At 41.1% G+C, this 21095-nt stretch carries 19 protein-coding genes; 1 reads left to right on the forward strand and 18 read right to left on the reverse strand.

The genetic code is table 11. The features are described 5' to 3' along the window. Positions 1–95: 95 nt before the first annotated feature. The 14 genes from FPZ44_RS13945 to FPZ44_RS14005 form a co-directional block, all read right to left on the reverse strand. On the reverse strand, positions 96–1286 hold the full coding sequence (locus FPZ44_RS13945) for a collagen-like protein (protein ID WP_144991138.1): 1191 nt from the start codon (positions 1284–1286) through the stop codon (positions 96–98). Positions 1287–1738: 452 nt separating this feature from the next. After that, positions 1739–2695: a S8 family peptidase gene (locus tag FPZ44_RS13950; protein WP_144991140.1), complete on the reverse strand. Its 957-nt coding sequence runs from the start codon at positions 2693–2695 to the stop codon at positions 1739–1741. A 189-nt stretch (positions 2696–2884) separates the two neighbouring features. After that, positions 2885–3178, reverse strand: coding sequence for a hypothetical protein (locus FPZ44_RS13955; RefSeq protein ID WP_144991142.1), 294 nt, complete (start codon positions 3176–3178; stop codon positions 2885–2887). Between the two features lie 24 nt (positions 3179–3202). Further along, the gene (locus FPZ44_RS27140) at positions 3203–3823 is read right to left on the reverse strand and encodes a TraX family protein (protein WP_144991144.1); all 621 of its coding nucleotides are present in this window, start codon (positions 3821–3823) and stop codon (positions 3203–3205) included. A 170-nt stretch (positions 3824–3993) separates the two neighbouring features. Further along, positions 3994–4863, reverse strand: coding sequence for a hypothetical protein (locus FPZ44_RS13965; protein WP_144991146.1), 870 nt, complete (start codon positions 4861–4863; stop codon positions 3994–3996). 749 nt (positions 4864–5612) lie between these two features. Further along, positions 5613–6113 (reverse strand): hypothetical protein, encoded by a 501-nt coding sequence (locus FPZ44_RS13970; RefSeq protein ID WP_144991148.1) that lies wholly within the window; start codon positions 6111–6113, stop codon positions 5613–5615. 14 nt (positions 6114–6127) lie between these two features. Then, entirely contained in the window at positions 6128–7162 is a 1035-nt protein-coding gene (locus tag FPZ44_RS13975; RefSeq protein WP_144991150.1) for a hypothetical protein, read from the reverse strand. A 192-nt stretch (positions 7163–7354) separates the two neighbouring features. Further along, a complete protein-coding gene (locus FPZ44_RS26475; RefSeq protein ID WP_186786047.1) occupies positions 7355–7600 on the reverse strand; it encodes a hypothetical protein in 246 nt (81 codons plus the stop codon). Beyond that, complete coding sequence (locus FPZ44_RS27145; RefSeq protein WP_144991152.1) at positions 7572–7748, reverse strand: aspartyl-phosphate phosphatase Spo0E family protein; 177 nt, start codon at positions 7746–7748, stop codon at positions 7572–7574. The genes FPZ44_RS26475 and FPZ44_RS27145 overlap by 29 nt, the downstream gene beginning before the upstream one ends. A gap of 321 nt (positions 7749–8069) precedes the next feature. Then, positions 8070–9338: a helix-turn-helix domain-containing protein gene (locus FPZ44_RS13985; protein ID WP_144991154.1), complete on the reverse strand. Its 1269-nt coding sequence runs from the start codon at positions 9336–9338 to the stop codon at positions 8070–8072. Between the two features lie 408 nt (positions 9339–9746). Continuing rightward, positions 9747–10616 carry a hypothetical protein gene (locus tag FPZ44_RS13990; protein ID WP_144991156.1) on the reverse strand — a complete coding sequence of 290 codons (870 nt, stop codon included), beginning with the start codon at positions 10614–10616 and terminating at the stop codon, positions 9747–9749. 21 nt (positions 10617–10637) lie between these two features. After that, positions 10638–11888 (reverse strand): alpha-helical endospore appendage domain-containing protein, encoded by a 1251-nt coding sequence (locus FPZ44_RS13995; RefSeq protein WP_144991158.1) that lies wholly within the window; start codon positions 11886–11888, stop codon positions 10638–10640. A gap of 31 nt (positions 11889–11919) precedes the next feature. Then, entirely contained in the window at positions 11920–13146 is a 1227-nt protein-coding gene (locus tag FPZ44_RS26880; protein ID WP_144991160.1) for an alpha-helical endospore appendage domain-containing protein, read from the reverse strand. Positions 13147–13225: 79 nt separating this feature from the next. Beyond that, on the reverse strand, positions 13226–14458 hold the full coding sequence (locus FPZ44_RS14005; RefSeq protein ID WP_272482990.1) for a collagen-like triple helix repeat-containing protein: 1233 nt from the start codon (positions 14456–14458) through the stop codon (positions 13226–13228). Between the two features lie 289 nt (positions 14459–14747). Between FPZ44_RS14005 and FPZ44_RS14010 the strand changes: the two genes are divergently transcribed. Next, positions 14748–15413 (forward strand): class I SAM-dependent methyltransferase, encoded by a 666-nt coding sequence (locus FPZ44_RS14010; RefSeq protein ID WP_144991162.1) that lies wholly within the window; start codon positions 14748–14750, stop codon positions 15411–15413. A gap of 108 nt (positions 15414–15521) precedes the next feature. On the opposite strand, the gene FPZ44_RS14015 is transcribed toward FPZ44_RS14010, so the two are convergent. From FPZ44_RS14015 to FPZ44_RS14035, 4 genes are all read right to left on the reverse strand, one after another. Next, positions 15522–16784, reverse strand: coding sequence for a glycosyltransferase family 2 protein (locus tag FPZ44_RS14015; protein WP_144991164.1), 1263 nt, complete (start codon positions 16782–16784; stop codon positions 15522–15524). Further along, positions 16781–19060, reverse strand: a complete 2280-nt coding sequence (locus tag FPZ44_RS26885) for a glycosyltransferase (protein WP_261378326.1) — start codon at positions 19058–19060, stop codon at positions 16781–16783. The genes FPZ44_RS14015 and FPZ44_RS26885 overlap by 4 nt, the downstream gene beginning before the upstream one ends. An 81-nt stretch (positions 19061–19141) precedes the next feature. Further along, a complete protein-coding gene (locus tag FPZ44_RS14030; protein WP_144991166.1) occupies positions 19142–19804 on the reverse strand; it encodes a glycosyltransferase family protein in 663 nt (220 codons plus the stop codon). Positions 19805–19821: 17 nt separating this feature from the next. Beyond that, a complete protein-coding gene (locus FPZ44_RS14035) occupies positions 19822–20937 on the reverse strand; it encodes a glycosyltransferase (protein WP_335926128.1) in 1116 nt (371 codons plus the stop codon). Positions 20938–21095 lie beyond the last annotated feature (158 nt).

Consider the following 21095-nt stretch of genomic DNA (forward strand, 5'->3'; position numbering starts at 1 on the left):
AGAATTTCCCCTAGCTCACCGTTTCCTTATTTTCTTCAAACAGTACCAAATGCAATTGTGATAATAATCAACTTCGAAAAAGACCTAGATTTCCATTAAAGGTCGCCGATTCTGTAAGATACCATTGCGGCAGTTATGTTAAAGCTGGAGCCTGCGCTTCCCGATACTTGCAATTGGATCGTGGAAGGAACTGTCGTTATAGGCACGATTATGGTTCGTGTAAGTTCTTGTGCTAAACCTGATGCAATATCTATAAATACTCCAACAAGTGGACTACCATTTAATAGTATATTGGCCGTAACTCGTTCCGTCGTTGCAACAAGGCTATCTGCTACTATTTCAAAATTTATATAGTAATTTCCAGTCTGGTTGATTGTAAAAGTAGTACTCGGTGTGGTAATCGCAAAAACGGTCGGATCGTTGGTGAGCGCAGCTGTAAAAGTTATTAATTCTGGCGCAGCACCAACATTTTGTGGTGCAGTATTTTGAACATCTATAAATGGTACAGATCCAACGGTTCCTGTTGGACCCGTTGCACCTGTCGGGCCTGCGGGACCTGTGAAGCCCGTCGCACCTGTTGGACCCGCTGGGCCGTCTGGACCCGGCAATCCTCCTGGGCCTGTCACTCCTGTTGGACCCGCTGGACCTGTTGCTCCTGCAGGGCCAGCCGGGCCTGCGGGGCCTTGTGGACCTTGAGGACCTGCTGGACCTGCTACACCTTGCGGACCGGCTACCCCCGGGTCACCTTGTGGACCTGCTGGGCCCGCTACACCTTGTGGTCCCGCTGGACCGGCCGGACCCTGAACCCCCGCTGGACCCGCTGGGCCTGCCGGACCTTGTGGACCGATTGGCCCTTGAGCTCCCGCTGGTCCCGGAACTCCTTGAGCTCCCGTCGCCCCCGCTGGACCTGTTGGCCCTGCTGGGCCTGTCGGGCCGATAGGTCCGCCAGAAGGACCCGTTGGACCCGGAGGTCCTGTTGGACCAATCGCTATAGGTGTACTAAGAATGTTGTTTAGCTTGCTGTCGAGTATAAAGTTTTTCTTCGTAATTTCACGAAGTGTATCGCGCACACTCTCATTCACATCGAGTATATCGGTAAGGGATACCGTTGGCGCTGATACACCAGGTAATGTTCCTAAAATGTATTGGAGCTTTTCACCTTCTGCATTTATGATGTGACTTAGTCCTAATTCCTCCATTGCTATGGAGGACAGCAATAATGTAACCGCATCTTCCCGCGTGACCGTTATCTGCGGTGTAATGTTCGGTATGTTCGATTGAGACATTTATTTTCCTCCTGGGCACTTGCCTTTAATGATTTCATATCGTCATTCTATGCTACTACCTAGATTTGGTCTGGGCGTTTGCCTATAGAAGTGAAACTTAAGAGTAAAATGCATCCCCCTGCCAATAAAACGTAAACATAAAAAAAACGCCCCGTATCATCAGTTCGATAATAAAGGACGCTTATATAATGTGGTAGCTCAGAATTCATAAAAAGCCTAGCCACTCAAACAACAATAGACTTGTGATGGATACGCTTAAGAAGGCTTACAGTTGGTTCAACTTCTGCAACTAAATCAGCGTCATAAATCATCCACATCCAGAATTTTGTATTCCGACACCCAAAAATTGTCGTACATCATCTTCTTCATAGAGTCTAGCTAATCTTGATTTGTGCTCAGAAATTAAAAAAGGTGCCCATTTAGGGCACAGGCTTGTTAGAGACAGGCACGATCTAATTAAAATTAACAAATCCTGCTCCGAACAAACTATCGTAACCTTTGATACCAAGATCCGTTGAGTAATTTGAGAGCACATTTTTGATTTGGTCATGCGTCAAGTCGGTTACACCAAATTTTGCAGGATCTTGAAGGAGTAATGCTATGAAACCAGTTATTTGCGGTGCAGCATATGAGTTACCGCTAATGACCCCATAGCCACCATGTAAGTGAGTAGAGAGTATATCTACACCTGGGGCACTGAAATCAATTTTGCCTAAAGAGGCTAGCTCACTTATGTCCAAATTCCGATCTACTGCATTGACTGAAAATACTTGATTATACGATGCGGGATAACCAGCGGTCTCCCCATATGAATTACTTGCAGATGAAATTATAATGATCCCCTTAGATAAGGCTCTATTAATTGCTTCATGTAATTGAGGTTTATTATTATTAATAGCGAAGCTCATATTAATAATTTGAATCCCATTCTCTATGCACCAATCAATACCTTTTTCAATATGTAATATGTCTCCCTCCCCTAGTTCATCAAGCACTTTCACTGGGTACAATTCCACATCTGGAGCAACCCCAACTAGACCGAAATGATTATTGCTTGCCCCTATGATTCCAGCGATAAATGTGCCATGACCCGTATAGTCTGTAGGTGGAGTGGTCGGATCTATAATATTTATACCGCTATTCATATTATCAATAAGGTCAGGGTGGGAGGCATCAACTCCACTATCCATTATCGCAACCTTAATTCCTTTCCCAGTGAGACCTTCATTCCATAGTTCTCGGACGTTCATTTTATTAATGGCCCAAGGTATCGTTTGTTTTTCGTTAATGTTTGTTGGGACGCTGACACTATTATTGAAATAGTATGAATATAACGTAGTTGCTAATAAAAAGATTACAATTAGCACGGTTGATATAGTTAATATCTTCCTCCGTGTAATTACTTTCATTCAAGAACACTCCTAGTGCACGATGGCTAAATTATAGATATGATAACGTTTGCATAGTTCTGAAATCGAAACAAATCATCCGTTCACGACAAGATACCGCAAAAAAACCAACAGACTGAACATAGCCTGTTCCAGTCTGTTGGTTTTGAAGAAAGCAATTTTCACTGTTTAAGAACAAGCTTCATTAACTCAAAAGAAAATCGATGCATTCACAAGATTTGGTTCCATAAATTTTGCATCTAGAAGAACTACCTTTGTAGTTCTTTCACTATATTTGACCGTGTTAAACCATTCAACTAGGGCATCTGCACTAAAACCGACACCCGCTTTAATCCCGTCTAGGTAATTCCAATATTGATGATCAATTGTTTCATCATATAACCATTCTAAAAATTCTTCTCGTAATTCTACGATATTCTCACAAATATCATTCTCACATTCTATATATTGTCGAAATGTGTCAAACTCCACTTCAATTATCATTTCAGTCACCCAATCTTTCATTAATTAATTGATGTAATTTACTATTATTAAAAGTACAAGAATGTGGCTAGGATAGAAGGCATAACGGATGATCTTAGGTAGATGAAAAGATTTTTTTTCAAATACCATTATACATGGTATTGCCAGTAATGAATAATATTGAACAGCTGTACTTTCATAGAAATATAAATATATAAATACTAGGATACTATTTGCAATTAGAAGTGTAGTCCACTGTTTAAACACTGAAAAAAATACGGTAAGAGCGATTCCGTATAAACCATACTCAAAAGCAAGGGCCTCACAAATAATACATAATCCCAAAGTGTATATAATCTTCAAAAATAAGATAACTTTACTTTTGATTATTTTTATTATTATCAATCCAAACAACAAAGTGAAACAAACATTAAACTCTTTACTCCCAAATAATAAGGTATATGGGACTTGTGATATTATACCGACTATTAATAACCTAACTCCATACTTAGTAACATTACTTGTTCTGGAAAAGCCTACAGCAATACCGTAAGCGAATAAAGGAAGTGCTAATCTTCCAATTATTCTAAATAAACTATTACTAGGGAATAATACTATACCCAAATGATCTATCATCATAGAACAGTACGCTATTAATTGTATCATGTTATGAGTACCTTAATTATTTTTTTGATTTTAACAACGTTTCCCTAGAGGAATAATGGTTTATCAGCTTTATTGCCACAAACTATCATTTAACTATATGAAATGTTTGTGGCAATAAATTAAATTTAAAGTTACGATGACTTACTAATTGTTAAGTAGCGAGGGTGACCTTAAGTACCTAGATAGTAAAAGTAGTGAGATCGATTTGTACCAGAATTTGTTTTGTGGTGGAAATGCCAAAATTGACCGCTTGCCTCTTGTTGATTACCATGTGCTTGTTCCGATATTATTGCGTTATCAACATCACTATTTCCCTTAGCTAGATTCTTGCACACAATTTTAGTCTTGCAAAAAACATCACTTCCATTTGCTGATCTTGATTGAGCCTCATGGTATCCAATCGGGTCACCGATCCTAACAGTAGTATCGACATCATGGTCGACGTAGGCTTTGTAGTACAGATGACTTTCACCTGTGACAAACTTCTTCATATCTGAATCTCTAGCATCTACCCATTCATTACCATCGTTATCTTTTTTTACTTTTTTTGCAGTTCTCAATGCTTTAACCATATCGTCGCCGTACTTCTTAGCAAGCAATCTAATTATACCTATTATCGGTGCTTGTGCTTGTACTTTCTCTTCTAATACCTCTTGAATGATATATTCCTCTTTTGTTTCTCGTTCAATGATAATAGCATTTAATACAGTATCTGTATGCTCAATAACATTAACATCATATTCAGTAACTACTTCAGAGCTAAATATAGCTCTCAGCTGAGATTTAGGTTGCTCAACTGTCTTCATCGTTATCTCAGAAGTTTTAAGATCTATTGTACCGTATAAATGGTCGCCGTTTTCAGTAATTTTTAACTCTATAAACTCTGAATCATTTCTAACTGTTTCAAATTGAACTTGACCATTTTCATTTTGAACTTGTACATTTTCTTGTGCCTGAGTAACTGGAGTAACTCCTATCGATCCAAAGACTAAACCTACTACAAGCATTGCTGATACGGATGCTTTTAATATTTTATTCAATGTCTATACCCCTTTTGTCTAGTAGAATTTAATCGTTTAAGTATAACTAAAACACTAGTTTTCGGTAACATAGTTATCATATTGATTCTAGAAATCAATGGAATATATATGTTACATCAAAACATACATATACAAATAATTTTGTTAAATTAATCGATCAATCACGCCGGCTAGATCATAATAATTGGTAAAGAATATTCTGTCAATTTATTTCTCTAGCATTGCATTAACTTACTAGACGATCTATGGTTATACGTCATGAAAGCATACTAGTGGGCGGCTTAAAGGCATAGAAAGAACAAGATCATGTGTCCATAGAAGAGGTTTTTGTTCGTGAAGCTTGGAGATAACATGGTTTAGTCTATTAAACTATACAATGCTAAGTTCATGGTATTAACTACGAATAAATCTGTTTTATCACTTTATGAATCCTTAGGTTTTCGTTTGGACAATTAAGAAATTAAGTACTATACACCATTGGAATAAGCTAGAGGAACGGGCTGAACTTGCGTCGGCCCGTTCTCTCATCAAAAGATTATTGAGATTTCCTACTTCCTTCGGTCTCCTTCGTGCATTATAAGCCATATAACCGTCAGCAATCTTCTCACAGCTCAGCGGACTATCTTCGATGATCATTTTACGCTTGGCTTTCAAGAAAATTTGCTTAAGAACTTTACAAAGAATAAATAGAAAAGCCTGTCCAATTAAGAACAGGCTTCTTACTACTCTGACTATTTTATTAATGTAGTTTAGTTCTGACTGTAATAATCGGGGCTACTGATACTAACTGATTCAAAGTAAAGATAACTCGTTTCAGCTTCTTTTTCTTCCGGAGACAGTTCTTTGAACCAATCTTGATCTTGAATATCTACATCACTTGGAGACATCGATCTCCACAATGATAATCCTAACGACTTAAAGTAATAATAAGTATCAGGAGTAGACTTATCTTCATCATATTTTTCAATGGAATTAATTTTTGCTATCAATTCTTCTGCCTGTGTGTTTGTTATATCAATATCTTTAAGTTTACAGGTGATTATTCCCTTATCGTTGCAAGGTACTTCTATGAAGCATACTTCTCCATTCCTGTTGTATTCTATTTTAAAAAAATAATCAAACAAGTTATTGGTTAAAGAAATGCTTTTATAGAATTTGGTATAATATTGTATACATTCTTGAACCTTATCTTTCGTCATCCCTAACTTAATTTGACCAATACCCTGAGCAGGTTCAATAACTATCTCCACATTCATTCTCCTTACTAAATTAATCCAAATAGTCTTTCATATCGATCTAATGCTACGACTAATGCATCCATATACTTATCAGACAATCGTGGAAATTTTCCTTCTGGGTCTGGAAGGAGCTTAAATGCGTCAACTTCCATTTGTAGTAATGGTCTATATTGTTTGTCTTTGAGGAGTTGGCTTTCTGTAGCTCTGTAGTTTTGGGCAGAATGAGAGCTACCCCAATTTGGAGTTAATCTGTGGTCAGCAGTCATCATACGAATTGTTGGGGCTGTATTGCTATTATATCCATTAGATGCTAAAGCAAATTGGGAAACAAAATGATGTCTTTGCCCACCTAGAGCTTGAATAGCATTGTAATTACCTACTTCGAAAGAATATCTTTGATAGTTTGTTTGTCCTGTATTGTTATAATTCCAAACACTAGCATCTTCTTTAACTGTAATATTGTACTCAAAATAATCTGAAACTGCTGTGATTGGTTGAACCCATGTACTTACGGTTCCAGTGTTAATTTGAGTTCTTGAAAAACTTGTACTTCCTGCTGAAACCCAATTCAAATCACTTTTATTGTATTTCTTCAACGATCCTGATATAGAATCAATCGCATCAGAACCTACATTGACAACAGATACAATAAATCCTGATTGGTTGGTACTATAGTTTAAATACCACACATTGCTTACGCTTGTTGCAGATTTCTCTACTATATATATAGTATTATTAGGCAATACATTTGGAGCGTTAAGGTCGTATGTGTTAATTATAGTGTCAATACGCTCTTTGCTCAAGTGACTTAGTAAATCTGATTCATAAACTCTATCTAAATTGTTAGTGCTGGACTGTAGCTCATTGTTTTCTTGTAAACTCTTTATCTCATTCCAAGCACCTTGATCCGTAATGAATTGTTTAACGTCTGAATGATTATCAATATCCTCTGCTTTGATGACTTCGTGTGTAGGAGTAGAACTGTCTGCGCTAATAACGCCAACATTAATAACAGAAAGGGATAGCAGTAAAGCTAAAACGATTAATTTTATTCTTTTCATTTTTACTCTCCTTTAAGTTAAATAATTTTAGTTACTCTACTTTGTCATTGCAATGCACAACTTGCTTTCGTGGGTAATGTCAGACTTGAAGAAGGATGTTAAAAACAAGATTATTTAATATATCATCACCCCTTTCATATGCCCGTATGAACATATATGGTCTTTTTACACAAATGTAAATTACTTTTATTTTCACCAACATTTCATTTGATTGACTGTCCAAGCCCCGCACGAACAAGCAAATACATCAATAAATGTTTTTTCAAATTCAAAACGCTTGTAATAAGACTTTTTGTACATACAGCCGCACCTAGTGTAATAGTGGGCCTTATTAGTTGTGTCTACGTCTTCAATCTCTTCTCCCACCAACTTACGTACAAGAAGTTTATTTTCTTCTGAGAATGCATCTTTACGTAAATACTTCATTCTTAACTTCATGGTGAAGGCTCTCCCTTTGGTACTTTAACAATAGCTTATCTAGGTCTTGACTCATTTCAACCATCCTACCATCGGTCAATTCTAAGCCTTTTTTATAGGCTTCATTTATTCGGAACCGTAAGAATTCGATCTCTTCAAGCATTCTCATCAGTCCTTGCAGATTAATAACGGTGGACGAGGCTCCCCTATTGCCTGCCCACCAAAAATCAAGTTCCCCCTAAACAGAATATATCTTTTGTTGTTAGATCTTTCACTAAATGCAAATCACTAGCAACAAAAACAAAAAAAAGCAGACACTTAAATCAGTGTCTGCTTAGATATTAAACTAAATATTTATACTTTATTTAGGCAGTATCCAAGGAGCATCAAACAAAATAATATCCCCCAATAATGCTAATGATAAAATTGCTCCAAACAAAAGAATCGGTAACTTTGACATTATTTTTTTCACGTCAACCAATCCTTTCTATTAAGAAATTTCAATAATTTGTTTAAAGGTAATATTGATTTTCTTAATTAGTTCTGTTGTCAAACATGAATCATTTTCAAGAATTGCCTCATTAATTAATGCAACGCTTTCTAAGGCATTTTTACCCATTCCAACTTTCATATATTCAGATGCGCTTTTTAAAAAATAATCGAAAGATTGCTCGATGTCTCTACTCAGCAGTATGGTTCCTACTTGCCTATAAAAATAGGCTAATCTCCTTCGTTTGCTTGGTGTCGTGCGCTCGTCGTTAAGCGAAACAATTAATCTACTTTCATAGTGAAGTAAACTAATTGCATCTTCTATCCTGTCTAACTTTACATAAACCTCCATCAATTCCGAAATAATAAAAATGATATTGTAGTCTGATGTATTTTTTAAACAAGAATGTAGTTGGGTTAGCGCAAGTTCTAAGTTCCCTATTTTTGCGTTTAAAATCCCCGTAAGCATTGTAGAAGTGTCTGATATATAGCTGAAATTAAATTTTTTATACTCTTCTAAATAACTTTCACTTTCAATAAATCGTTCGAGTTGATATAGGGAAATGCAAATATTATAAATCGAGAGCGCTTTGTGTTCTTCCTGTGTCGCATTCTTTATAACATACTCACTTAGTTTTACAGATTCCTCAAACCGCATCAGGCTATACGCATGGACTGCTAAGTAGTAATGAATATAAACTTTCTCTTTGGGATTTAAAAAATCAACATAGTTTAATATATTTTCACCAAAGTGATATGAAGCTTGTAAATTTGTAAAATCATTTCGCTCGATCATGTACACCTGATACATACCTTTTGCAATATAAGGCATCACACCATGTTCACGCGAGTAATTTACGACAGTATTAAATAAAGCTAATTTAGTGGAAGTATGATTGATATCGTGTGCTGTAGTGAAAATATTTTCAATAGCGTCATAACTATCTATGTGAGGAATCTCTAGATATCTCGTGGAAATTTCTGTGATGAGGGATGCAGGACATGAAATTGAAATAGCTTCTTGAAGTATTTTTAGAATAACCTCTGCATTACGCTCTAATGAGATGTATATCCTTATGTACTCATCATAAGATATTTCTAGTGCCTCAGCAAGCGATTTTATTGTATTAATTTCAGGTTTCTTGACTTCTCCATTTTCAATTCTGGAGATAATACTTTTATTCACACTCGCCTTCTCAGCTAACTTGTCCATTGTCAACTTTAAATTTGACCTTCGGTGTCTAATTATGTCTGCAAAAGTATCAATCATCTCACTTTCACATCCTTTATTATTTTGAAACAAATACAAAAGAGTTGAGAATTATGAGTGTCTAAGAAGGGTTAGTTACGTGTAAATCTCATAAAAAGTGTTTCGAGGTAATTTTCTTCATGGGGTTCGGGGAAACCTATCACTGGAAAACGATTATAGCATATTTTTACATGTTGTCAATTAATTAAATCTTTCTAAAAAATAGAAACATTATCTTAAAAGACAGGAATGCTCTGGCTTTCATTTAAACGATAGGGATCTCACAAAAAAATGACATAAACAGAGAGAAGCTCTCCTGTTTATGTCAAAAGTCAAACAAGTGTGTAAATGAATTGGAGACTGACTGCCGCCCACTTTCTTGCAGGAAAGAGGCTTTCGCTATTTACAGTTTTAAATATCCATTCCTTTTTAACCAATCTGTACAATATTAACGTTCGCCGCAACAAACTTTATTGTCTCTAAATTTGTATTTACAAGCTTTAATTGGTTCGTCCCAGGACCTGTATTAAACACAGCGGAACCTGCTGCTCCTGAACGCGAGTTACCATCAACTAAGGGCGGCGCTAGAGATAAGCTCTGAAACAAAGTCCGATCATTCAACGTAAATTGAACTCTTACTGGCAAACCTGACAGCAAGGGACATTCGATGAAGTTATAGACAGCAAAGTATGTTGCATTGGGAGCCAGTGAAATAACGGTAGGAGCAGCAGCCGAAAACAAGATCCCCGATCCATTTACAACCTCAGCTTCCAAAAAGGGAACCGCTTCATTATTCGCAACATCAACATAACCAAATCCATATATGGCCGCATTATTTCCCGTCAACGATACGGTGCCGTAATCTGTAATATCGGTTACTCGGATATTCACACCATTAAAATTTGTGCCAGATGTCCCTGCTGGAGGATAACCAACCAATTGCAAAATGCTTGGATCGGGAGTCGATTTCGTATTGAAAATGGCACCTCCTGATACAGAGGCCGTTGGTGTATTTTGCCCTGGAGGCATAGTGGTTGGAAAAGAGGAGGTTTGTGAACCTGGCACCAATGTCCCGTTCAAGCGAAGCTCTGTGGATACAACTCTTCCTAGTAATGGAGTGTTAAATTCAGCGTTGTATTCGACTAAATACGTCCGACTCGGTGCGAGTGTAATATTGGACAATCCCTGGAGCTGAATTCCGTTTCCATTTCGCACAATGGTAAATAGAATTGCTGGAGAGCCGTTACTGGAGATCGAACCACATCCGCCAGAGCATCCAAAATCTGCACTGCTAGCCATTGTTCCACCTCCGTAAACATCTTAAGCTAGCTTAATCACCGTTATCGTTGTCTGGTCAAATTGCCGAGGATTGGCTTCCAAATTAACTAATGTCAACACACTCGGTGCTCCACTGCTCGTATTAATAATCGTATTTGATAAAAGAGAGGTGATCGCCTGAGGTGAGCCTGGCAGCGACTCCATCTGTGAATTTGTCCCTGGGATGGTAACTCCATTAAGCTGAAGAGCAACTTCTGGCGTTATCGATCCTGCTGTAGGAAGCTCCGGCTTTGTTCGATAGCTAATATAAAACGTTTGATCGGGGGCCAGCAGAATATCTGTCGAGGGCGGCGTATGAGATATTTGCGTACCGTTTAAGGTAAAGTTTTCATCTAACGGGATGGCCACACCTGGTGCTATAATAACAGCCCCAGTTGTTCTAAAAAATCCGTTGTTGGTCGTAATTTGCACAGCAGTAGCCCCTGTAACACCCGTAGTTCCCGTCACGCCCGTCGCTCCTGTTGCACCGGTGGCTCCTGTCGCACCTGTAGCTCCCGTCGGACCCGTTACACTGCCCCCTGTTGGACCAGTCGGACCAGTAACACAAGGGCACACTCCTGTGGGACCTGTCGGGCCAGTCAGCCCCGTATCTCCCGTCACTCCTGTAGGTCCAAGCGCACCAATTCCTCCTGTTGCTCCTGTTGCCCCTGTTAACCCTGTCGCGCCTGTTGGACCTGTTAATCCCGCTGCTCCAGTTGCACCTGTAAGACCTGTTGGGCCTGTTGGGCCGATCGGGCCTGTAACTCCTGTTGCACCCGTTGGACCCGTGGCTCCTGGATCACCAGTTGCTCCGGTCGGACCCGTTACACCAGTCAATCCTGTAACGCCTATTGGTCCCGTCGCTCCTGTCGGACCTGTCGCACCAGAGGGGCCAGTAGCGCCTGTTGCTCCTGTTACTCCCGTCGCTCCTGTAACTCCTGCCGCCCCCGACGCACCACGTAATGGTGTTTCGATTACAGCTTGGAGCTTATTATTCAAAATATACTCATGCTTAATAGCAGCCAACAAAGTTTGTTTCACACTATCATTTACAAGCTGTACCTCACTCAACGAAAGAGGTGTAGTTAAGCCTGGCAAAGTGCCCAGCGCATATTGCAGCTTTTCCGCCTCAGCATTAATAATGTGGCTGAGTCCCAGTTCTTCCAGCGCAATCGATGCCAATAGCAAATTCAGTGAATCATCCAACGTAATCGATATTTCTGGTGTAATATTCGGTATATTCGCCTGTGACAACCGTATCCCTCCCTTTTGTCACTGACATTATTTAACTCAAAGCAAATACACAAATATTCACATTTTGATTTGAATCAGAACGAGAAAACAAGTTCAATGTAGATGGCCCACCTGCAGGAGTATCAAATACAGCATTTCCTTTTAACGTAATAAAAGCTCCCGCGGGATTACTCATAAAGATGGTTAAAAGAGGGACTCCATTTAAGCCGAGAATGACATCAAGCCCACCAGCTAAGGCATTTGTATCAACATCGACCGCTGCTGCCGCAAAGTACGTATGGCCAGGCTCCAAAATAATATCGCTTGAACCAGCTACATGAGAAATAAGTGTGCCATTCAACAATCGATTAATAGTAAGCGGGAGAAAAGTAGAAGGACCTGCATTCCCTGGCGTAGCGAAACTACCGAAGTTAGCCGTGACAAGTGCGGGGGCACCCGTTTCACCTGTTGCGCCCGTCGCTCCTGTAGCACCTGTTGCACCCGTTAAGCCAACAGCTCCTGTCACACCAGTTGCACCTGTCGGCCCTGGCGTTCCTGTCGCTCCTGTTGGTCCTGTTGGACAGTTGATCGGGCATTCGCCTGTTGGCCCAATCGCCCCGGTAGCGCCTGTTGGCCCCGTCACTCCAGTAGATCCGATACCGCCTGTACCTCCGGTTACTCCTGTCGCACCCGTTGATCCGCTTGCTCCCGTTGGACCTGTTGCTCCGGTTAAGCCTGTGCTACCAATAGGACCCGTTACACCTGTTATACCAGTCAGACCCGTCGCGCCTGCTGCACCTGCTGCTCCAATGGCTCCAGTTACTCCCGTTGCTCCTGTTGATCCAGTTGGCCCTGATATTCCTGTCGCTCCCGTTCCACCCGTTGCTCCAGTCACGCCCGTTGCTCCTGTTGGGCCAGTTACACCTGCGGGACCTGTCGGTCCTGTCGCACCCGTGGCACCTGTCGATCCCGTTGCTCCTGTTGACACGTCCTGAGCAAGAATTTGCTGCAGCTTCGTTTCCAATAGTGCTTCTTTCCTAGTAAGCACCCTTATCGTATCTATAACACTAGCGTTAATTTGCAAAATATCGCTCAATGTTGCCAGTGTTGTTACTCCAGGTAATGTGCCTAGTGCAAATTGAACTTTTTCACCCTCGGTATTTAAGATGTGACTCAAACCTAGCTCTTCTAAAGCTATGGATGACAGTATTAGTGGAATGACCTGATCTCTAGTCAGCAAAATAGTAGGTGTAATATTAGGTAAATTTGATTGAGACAAGATATCCTCACCCCTTTACTTTCCGTCCTGCTCCCTGCATGGCAGCGTAATTGTGACCAAACCACATTCACAATCTTGCTTATAGTAAAGCGAGAATTGATATTGAAATATTGGAAAATTCCGTGTCCACTCCAGATGTGTTGATAAGCTCCAATGTACCGGGTGTTCCTCCCGTCTGGATGATAGTATGACTGGAAAGCTCTACAGGAACACCTGCAGATGTGTCATAGCTAGCTGTTGTCACGAGTACATCAATCCCATTAAATTGAAGTGTGGCTGCTGCGGTTGTACTCGTTACTATGGCCTGCGTCTCATAATCAACAAAGTAAGTATGGTTCGGTGCCAATGTAATCGTCGATGTTAGCGGTGTGTGCGTAATTAAAGTCCCATTCACAGTCTGATTGAGCTCTAAAGCAATCCCTTCACCATCAGGGACAATGATCGTTCCTTCTGTAACAAAATTAGCATTGTTTACGGTAATCAATTCTCCTGTCGCGCCCGTTACACCGGTCACACCTGTGACACCGATTCCCCCCGTTATCCCCGCTGTTCCTGTTGCTCCCGTCGCTCCTGTTGCTCCAACGCCATCGGGGCCTGTCGGTCCTGTTGGCCCTGGTGGACAATCTGGCGGACAAGGCCCTGTCAAACCTGTCGCTCCAATTACTCCCGTGACACCCGTCAGTCCTGTTAACCCTGTAGGACCTGTAGCTCCGGTAGCACCTGTTGTTCCAATTGTCCCGGTTGTACCCGTTACGCCCGTTGCTCCCGTCGGTCCTGTATTACCCAGCCCTCCAGTCGCTCCTGTTACACCTGGAGCACCGGTTGCTCCCGTGACCCCTGTATCGCCAGTAGCTCCTACAACGCCTGTACTTCCTGTTGCGCCTGTTGCGCTTGGCCCTGTGGCCCCTGTCGTACCAACAATTCCTGTCACACCTGTATTACCTGTTGCACCTGGATCACCGGTTATGCCAATACCCGTTGCGCCTGTTGCACCTGTTGCTCCCGTTGCACCTATTTGTACCGGAGTGCCTAATATGTTTTCAAGTTGATCCGCCAGCAGCATCTCTTTTTTATTCACGATACGAAGCATGTCGAGGACGCTGGTGTTCATTTGCAACACTTGACTAAAAGACAAGGGTACCGTAAGCCCGGGCAGCGTTCCGATCGCATACTGCAACCTTTCTGCCTCTGCATTAATAAGATGACTCAGTCCAAGCTCTTCCATTGCAATGGAAGTCAGTAGTAAATTAATAGCGTCATCACGAGTGAGACTGATTTGGGGTGTAATATTGGGTATGTTTGATTGAGACACACAAGTCCCCCCTTAATGGCGGCAATTCTATTTCAATCGTCTATTATTACAAATATGGAAATAGAGTTCGATTCGTATCGGCCATTTACACGCGCCAACCGCACAAATAAGGCTCTCCTACCGACGGAGACCCTTATGATTCGTATTTAAATTGCACAAGAACATTCCACAATCCATGCTTGATCCATGAACGAAATACCCAACTGCTTCATATACATAAACTATAGACTGCTATCCTGCATTCACTTAACTTGAATGGATGACCTTGATTATAAAAAGAAGGTGACCTATGACCATTTGGCAAAAACATAGCCCTACTTTTGAATATGAGAAGTTAGAGCCTCGTATTCTGCAGCACTCTGCTTGGGTAGGCCATCGCCATTTCTGCTATGATTTCATTCGGCAGCATGAACCGAATGTAGCGGTAGAATTAGGTACACATTGGGGAGCTTCCTTCTTTAGTATGTGCCAAGCGGTGAAGGACGCGGCATTACCAACTTCATGCTATGCCGTAGACACATGGGTGGGAGATGCACACTCTGGCCAATACGGTAACGAAGTCTACGATCAAGTATCCTCTCTCGCTTCTTCTTTGTATCCAAACGTTAGCCATCTATTACGCACCACTTTCGACGAAGCACTAGGCCAATTTGCAAACGGATCGATTGATCTGCTTCATATCGATGGCTTTCATCAATATGAAGCAGTAAAGCATGACTATGAATCATGGCTGCCAAAGCTTGCCCCGCACGGGGTCATATGGTTCCACGATATTTCCATTCATGCCTATGGCTTTGGCGTCTGGAAATTGTGGCAAGAGTTGAAAGAACAATATCCATCACTTCAATTTGAGCACTCCGGTGGACTCGGCATTTTGTTTCCTAAAGGAATCAATCAGCATTATCATGTATTGGAAAAGCATTGGGCAGAGATCAAGCAAGGCTATGAATCATAAAATACGCCTCAATACAAAAAGCGCAACTTGCCCTGAATAGGCAGTTGCGCTTTTTGTGTGTGAATGTATCAAATAACTCATGATAAAGACTAAGCCAATAAGCTCGCACTAATAAATCGCATCCTTTTCTTGAACAGACTGCTCACCGTAAATTTCAATACTACTAATAAGTACATTTTCATCGTATGCAGCCAGATTCCTAACATCATCCAACAATGGAATAGATCGTTGAATGAGCCGAATTTGCGCTTGGTTTTGTGCACGATCCACATGATCGCATATCATGGCGACACCAACTGTATCATTCGCAATGGAACGTTTTAATACCCGAATTTTTCGTCGCATCTCATCAGAAAAATATTCATCCTCATCGAGTAACAGGACATACTGACTCTCTGTTTCCTCCACTGCTCGCTTCCATTGCATGATGTTATTTTTACTCGGATGACCAGCCACATATTTAGCACCAAACTCGGCAGCTGTTGCTCCAAATGTTCCGATACGATCTACAACGATAATCTCATCCGCAATTTCTTTTATAGAATCCAGCGTTCTAATTAAGGAAGTTTCTGTTTTCGCAATTACACAGCAACTCAGCTTTACATCTTCTTTATAAATCAAATCAAAAATATCTTCTCCCCACTTCTCTTTTGCTTTTTTACGATTAATTCCCATTAAATACTGCACATTGTTCTTTTGTTCAACCGTTTGAATGTCGTTCATCGTTGCATGCCCTACATGATGAATAAAGCAGGCATTGGCAATATAAAGCCTATAGCCCACTTTTGCAGCCCGCAAGCACAGGTCGTCGTCTTCAAAGTTACCTATATCGTACAATTCATCGAATCCTCCGATTTCATCGAGAACCGTACGTTTCACTAAGAGGCAAAAGCCGATCAAACGTCGTACCTCCGTCATTTTCCCTGCATTACGTATTTGATGTTCATGGGCAAATGCATTCAAATCTAACAAGTCCTTATACGGCACAGGTATTATCTGATGTCCGCTTGAATAGTTGGTTAATGGTCCTGTCATGCCAATATCCGGACTTGCATACAACGTATCCAACAGATGTGCCAGCCAATTTGGCGTCACAACAGTATCATTGTTCAAAAATAAAATATTGTCCCCTGTCGCAATAGCCAACCCTTGATTGCAGCCAGCTGCAAATCCTTTATTATAAGCATTGCAAATAAGTGTCACATCTGGTTGCTGCCTCAAATACATCTCCGTTAGATCTGTCGAGCCATTATCCACAACAATTAACTCATAAGGCTCAGGTGTATATTTTCGAATGCTTTCCAAGCATAGTATCGTATGGTGGAATTGATTGAGCGTCAGTATAATAATACTCGTCTTGCCTGTTCTCATACTTCGCTCCCCCCACTATTACGGTCTGCATGAACAGAACTAACAGATGCCAGTTCATATTTTTCGCCCAATATTTGCTTGAAGTAGTTTTGATTGTACAGCATACTCGGGTGATCCGGCAGGTAGCTCAGCGCTATCTCGTTATGATAGCAAGCCTTATCCAGCTGACCAATCTGATCGTAGCACACACAAAGCTTAAGGTGAGGAATCCACGTCCACGTCGATGCTTGTGTCATCGTTAACTGGTCAGAAGGAATCGCCAGTTGAGTCGCTTGTTCAAACCAATAAATAGCTTGATGATGACGTTGATTGTTCAGCATCAACTCCCCTATTTGGCAGCAAATATCGGAATGAGGCTTATCAAATTCGAACGATCGAAACAGCGCAGGCAGCCGCTCAGATTCTTGATTGAGCTTGTCGTGACAAGACTCCATCTTCAAGCAGGCCTGTATACAATCCTCAAACCACCCTTGCTTCGTTTGCAAAAACTTTTCATAGTATTCAAGTGCATCCTTATAACGCGCATGATCTTTCAGTTCATTTGCATAATAGTACAAGTCTCGTGCTGTAAACGTTTCTCCCGCCGCCAACCTGTTTTCATAGATTCGCAAGTTTCGATCGGTATACTGTTTATCTTTTTTATGATAAACACAAATTTCACTATGGTATATCGGGCCGTACACCTCTAAATATTCATGGACGGGACCAATCCATTTAAAGTTCGCAGCTCTACGCACAAGTCGGTTGCGTCTCAATGAAAATAAAGGTTCGCCCGACTCGTTCGTTGTCAGCACATAAGACATACTTACACTATTAATATCGCGTGACAGTTCTCGTTTTAGCTTTTTTAAGGCATTGCGATCTTTGCTCTCGATCACATCATCTGCATCCAGCCACAAAATGTATTCCTGTGTCGCCTTGCTGAACGCAAAGTTTCGTGCTGCTCCAAAATCATCGATCCACTCGAAATCATATAATTTAGCCCCATTTTGACTAGCTATCTGCTTCGTATTATCCGTGGAACCCGTATCCACAATAATGATTTCGTCCGCGATTCCGACTACACTGTCGAGACAACGCTGCAAGCTCTCTTCTTCGTTCTTTACAATTAAGCATAGGCTGATCTTGATAGCTGACGAATCTAATTGTTCCTGCTCCAACAAGCGCTCTAGCGCTTGCTGCGCTAACTCATGCTTGGCATTGCTCGTAAGGGATTGTTCGTAAGCATGTATCGCGTTCTTACGTTTATCTAGCTTCTCATAGCATATCCCTACTTGGTACCATGCATGGAAGCTGCCCATCCCGCGCAAGGTGAGATGCTGCAAATTTCCCTCCCCTAATTCGATACAATGCAGGAAAGATTCGAGTGCTAATTCGGGTTTATTTTTGTGATAAAGGATAAGTCCTTTGTAAAAATGAAGATCTACATAGTCGGGGTAAAGTAGAATAGCCCGCTCAATAGAAGGCCATGCTCCTTCATAAGAGCCGTTAGAGAGAAGGGTATCATATTTTAATTTGTAGCAAAGTGAAGGGGGGAGCTTCTGATTTTCAATAAATGATTTGATGGCCAAATTCACGGTTTCATAGGCTTCTTCATATTGTCCGAGTCGATAGTACTCACTTGCTAAATGATAATCAATCCAAGGACTGTAATGATTACTTTGTTTCTCTTTCAACAGCAGCTGCTTGTTTCGTTCGGATTTGCCTCGGGCTTCAACCACAACATTCATGTAACCAAAATGATGAACTTTGACAGGAAGCTTGTGCACAGGGAATGTGGCACCTAAAATGTCTTGCACATTGAGTTGTTCGTGTATACGACCCTTAAATTGAAAGCCTTTATGGTTGCGGAACAGGCGATGATGATGCAGTAAAAAGGCTTCTTCGGTATTTTCGGCGTCCCCAATATAGTTAATTAGCTCAATAAGCCCAATATCTGCTTCCTGGACATTCAATATTTCACGTAGAGCTAACGCTGTATCCGTGTCCAACTGCTCGTCTGCATCCAGCCAAAATATCCAATTCCCTGTAGCCTGCTGCAAGCTATAATTGCGTGCTTCCGCAAAGTCATCCTTCCATTCCAGCGGAAATACTTTAGCACCATGGGATTCACATATAGCTACCGTTTCATCCGTTGATCCTGTATCTACTACGATGATCTCATCAACAATATGCTTAACACTTTCTAGACATTTACCAATAAGGTAAGCCTCGTTCTTAACGATCATGCATAAAGATATACGAGTCTCGGTGACACGGTTGTCAGTTTGATGCATACTTCTCATCCTTCCTAAGAAAATACACATACAGGATTAAGCGCTCATTCGTAACAACTTTATCTACGCGTCGTTAATGGATTACATATAGTGTTGGACAAAAAGCTGGCGGTACCGCTCATAGGAAATCTGATCGAATTCATCGCCATTATAATGGATACACCATGGACTTTGCAGTACCAGCACACCTACTTCATATCCCGCTAGCGCAATTTCCTTGGAATGAGCAGAATCATAAAAGTGGAAGCCGTCAAATACGTCATCACGCCACGGAAGATCGACACTTGTCGCCATAAATAGACCGTCTATCGCCTGCACTTGCACATAATCAGAAGCTTCAAGAGCTCCATGATCAAAGCGAAGTAATTGATACACATCATGCCGATGTTCGATTACTTGGCCGACCAACGGATTCCCCTCCCACCATATCCCATTCGACGGAAGTTCCACACATCCAGCGAGCCCAACCATGCCTAAGTGAGGATGCCTTTCAAACAGTCGAACCAGATCATAAAGCATCCCTTTATGAATGAGGAACGTATCTTGATGAATATAAATTCGATAAGTCGCCTCAAGGTGAAGTGCACTATTATACCCACTGGCCATACTTTTTGCGCCGCGAACATCGTACAGCTCTACCATGAATCCAGGTGGAACTAACAAATTAGCTACCTGTCTTTGTGCTTGTTGAAATAACGTTTCATTATTTACACACATAACAAATAAAATTCGCTGTAGTCCCATCGTGTCTCTTATCCTTTCTACTGTGAGCCAATCATAACTTCGAGACGCTCCAACGCCGGTGTATAGTCCGGGAAAATTTGAATCGCTTGTTCGAATGCTTGAACAGCTCTTTCGGAATGCCCTGAATTCTCCTGACATAATCCGATATAATACCACGAGTGAAAACTCCCTACGCCCTTCAACGTAAGATGCTTAATATTTTGTTCTCCAAGCTCAATACAATGTTCAAATATAGGAATAGCCTCGTCGTACCATTCTTTCAGAAAATAAATGACGCCTTTGTAAAAATGCAAGTCTACATAGTCTGGGTACATTTGAATCGCACGGTCAATGCCTTGCCAAGCTCCGTCCACACTTCCTAACGTAATAAGAATGGAATACTTTAACTTATAGAGCAGCGAAGGGGGTGCCGTCTCTTTTTGCAGGAAATGAACGATGGCAAGATTCAAGTATTCAAACGATTTCACATAATCCTTCATTCGATAATATTCAGTCGCCATATGATACTTAATCCATGGATGGTGGTCTTCTTTTTTCAGTTCGATTTCAAGTAATCGGATGTTTCGTTCTGATTTTTTCTTCGTCTCCACGTATTCATCCATATAGCCGTAATGGTACATTTTAACCGGTAAAGTTTGCTGACGAGAATCTGTAAAATGAGGCAGTACTTCTTCAAGGTTAAGCATTTCATGAATCGCGTTCTTGAACGTAAACCCAATATGATTCCTGAAAAGACGGGAATGAGAAATATGAAAGGCATCATTTTCGTCGGACGAGTCACCAATGAAATTTATGAGATGGATCCAGCATATCGATTCTTTTTGCCCTGCTAGCAATGACTTCAGTTGACTTGCGCTCTGCCTATCCAACTCCTCATCGGCATCCATCCACAATATCCAATCGCCCTTAGCCCTTTGCAAACCATAATTGCGCGCTTCTGCAAAATGATCATTCCATTCATACGCGAGAACTTGAGCACCATAAGCTTGACATATATCAACGGTTCGATCCGAAGAGCCAGTGTCTACGACTATAATTTCATCTACTGCATCCTGCACACTGCTTAAACAACGAGCGATGCAATTTTCTTCATTTTTAACAATCATGCATAACGAAACTTTTACGGTGTCCATTATTCTCCCCCTGACACTTCGGATAAGCCTTATATGATTACTACTTACAAAGTATATGTGAACCGCTCATCGATCAGAACTTGAAGTATGGTTGCAAGCAAAGCAAATAGGCTGCCTGCCACTACGGCAACCTATCTCATATCACTTCGCATATATCT

Source organism: Paenibacillus agilis, assembly GCF_007786455.1.
Taxonomy (GTDB): Bacteria; Bacillota; Bacilli; order Paenibacillales; family Paenibacillaceae; genus Paenibacillus_B; species Paenibacillus_B agilis.